1 rRNA gene is annotated in these 2,816 nt (G+C 52.7%); it reads right to left on the minus strand.

The window, feature by feature from the left end:
• A 23S ribosomal RNA gene (locus UN63_RS16755) occupies positions 1-2,786 on the minus strand; the annotation flags it as partial.
• Positions 2,787-2,816 lie beyond the last annotated feature (30 nt).

Raw genomic sequence — 2,816 nt, forward strand, 5'->3', positions numbered from 1 at the left:
AAAGCCCTAGGGATGACTCATCTCGAGGCTCGCTTCCCGCTTAGATGCTTTCAGCGGTTATCGATTCCGAACTTAGCTACCGGGCAATGCCACTGGCGTGACAACCCGAACACCAGAGGTTCGTCCACTCCGGTCCTCTCGTACTAGGAGCAGCCCCTCTCAATCATCCAACGCCCACGGCAGATAGGGACCGAACTGTCTCACGACGTTCTGAACCCAGCTCGCGTACCACTTTAAATGGCGAACAGCCATACCCTTGGGACCGACTTCAGCCCCAGGATGTGATGAGCCGACATCGAGGTGCCAAACACCGCCGTCGATATGAACTCTTGGGCGGTATCAGCCTGTTATCCCCGGAGTACCTTTTATCCGTTGAGCGATGGCCCTTCCATACAGAACCACCGGATCACTATGACCTACTTTCGTACCTGCTCGACCTGTCCGTCTCGCAGTTAAGCTGGCTTATGCCATTGCACTAACCGTACGATGTCCGACCGTACTTAGCCAACCTTCGTGCTCCTCCGTTACTCTTTGGGAGGAGACCGCCCCAGTCAAACTACCCACCAGGCACTGTCCGCAACCCCGATAAGGGGCCTACGTTAGAACATCAGACATACAAGGGTGGTATTTCAAGGATGGCTCCACAACAACTGGCGTCGTCGTTTCACAGCCTCCCACCTATCCTACACATGTAGGGCCAATGTTCAGTGCCAAGCTATAGTAAAGGTTCACGGGGTCTTTCCGTCTAGCCGCGGGTATACGGCATCTTCACCGCAAATTCAATTTCACTGAGTCTCGGGTGGAGACAGCGTGGCCATGATTACACCATTCGTGCAGGTCGGAACTTACCCGACAAGGAATTTCGCTACCTTAGGACCGTTATAGTTACGGCCGCCGTTTACCGGGGCTTCGATCAAGAGCTTCACCTTGCGGCTAACCCCATCAATTAACCTTCCGGCACCGGGCAGGTGTCACACCGTATACGTCCTCTTACGAGTTTGCACAGTGCTGTGTTTTTGATAAACAGTTCCAGCCACCTGGTCACTGCGACTGACCCACGCTCCATCCGCAAGGGACTTCACCTGGTTCAGCGTACCTTCTCCCGAAGTTACGGTACTATTTTGCCTAGTTCCTTCACCCGAGTTCTCTCAAGCGCCTTGGTATTCTCTACCCGACCACCTGTGTCGGTTTGGGGTACGATTCACGTGTATCTGAAGCTTAGAGGCTTTTCCTGGAAGCAGGGCATCAATGACTTCACCACCGTAGTGATTTCGTCTCAGGTCTCAGCATTATGCGTCCGGATTTACCTAAACACACTGCCTACACCCTTTCACCAGGACAACCAACGCCTGGCTCATTTAGCCTTCTCCGTCCCCCCATCGCAATACACGTCAGTACGGGAATATTAACCCGTTTCCCATCGACTACGCATTTCTGCCTCGCCTTAGGGGTCGACTCACCCTGCCCCGATTAACGTTGGACAGGAACCCTTGGTCTTCCGGCGTGGAGGTTTTTCACCCCCATTATCGTTACTCATGTCAGCATTCGCACTTCTGATATCTCCAGCATGCTTCACAACACACCTTCGCAGACTTACAGAACGCTCCCCTACCACGCACTCCTAAGAGTGCATCCGCGGCTTCGGTGCATAGTTTAGCCCCGTTACATCTTCCGCGCAGGCCGACTCGACCAGTGAGCTATTACGCTTTCTTTAAATGATGGCTGCTTCTAAGCCAACATCCTGGCTGTCTGAGCCTTCCCACTTCGTTTCCCACTTAACTATGACTTTGGGACCTTAGCCGGCGGTCTGGGTTGTTTCCCTCTTCACGACGGACGTTAGCACCCGCCGTGTGTCTCCCGGATAGTACTTTACGGTATTCGGAGTTTGCATGGGGTTGGTAAGTCGGGATGACCCCCTAGCCCAAACAGTGCTCTACCCCCGTAAGTATTCGTCCGAGGCTCTACCTAAATAGATTTCGGGGAGAACCAGCTATCTCCCGGTTTGATTGGCCTTTCACCCCCAGCCACAAGTCATCCCCTAATTTTGCAACATTAGTGGGTTCGGTCCTCCAGTTGATGTTACTCAACCTTCAACCTGCTCATGGCTAGATCACCGGGTTTCGGGTCTACTCCTAGCAACTATTCGCCCAGTTAAGACTCGGTTTCCCTACGGCTCCCCTATACGGTTAACCTTGCTACTAAAAGTAAGTCGCTGACCCATTATACAAAAGGTACGCAGTCACCGAACAAGTCGGCTTCCACTGCTTGTACGTACACGGTTTCAGGTTCTATTTCACTCCCCTCACAGGGGTTCTTTTCGCCTTTCCCTCACGGTACTGGTTCACTATCGGTCAGTCAGGAGTATTTAGCCTTGGAGGATGGTCCCCCCATATTCAAACAGGATATCACGTGTCCCGTCCTACTCGATTTCACAATAAAGGTGGTTTGGTGTACGGGGCTATCACCCACTACGGCCGGCCTTTCCAGGACCATTCCACTACCACCCAAGATTGCTTAAGGGCTGGTCCCCGTTCGCTCGCCGCTACTAGGGGAATCTCGGTTGATTTCTTTTCCTCGGGGTACTTAGATGTTTCAGTTCTCCCGGTTCGCCTCGCAACGCTATGTATTCACGTTGCGATACTGCACTGAGTGCAGTGGGTTTCCCCATTCGGATATTACGGACTCAAGCGCTTCTTACCAGCTCATCCGTACTTAACGCAGGTTAGCACGTCCTTCATCGCCTCTGACTGCCAAGGCATCCACCGTGCACGCTTAGTCACTTAACCATACAACCCCAAGAAGTGTGTTTTTTATGG

Origin of the sequence: Oceanisphaera arctica, assembly GCF_002936955.1 — a bacterium.
Lineage (GTDB): Bacteria > Pseudomonadota > Gammaproteobacteria > Enterobacterales > Aeromonadaceae > Oceanimonas > Oceanimonas arctica.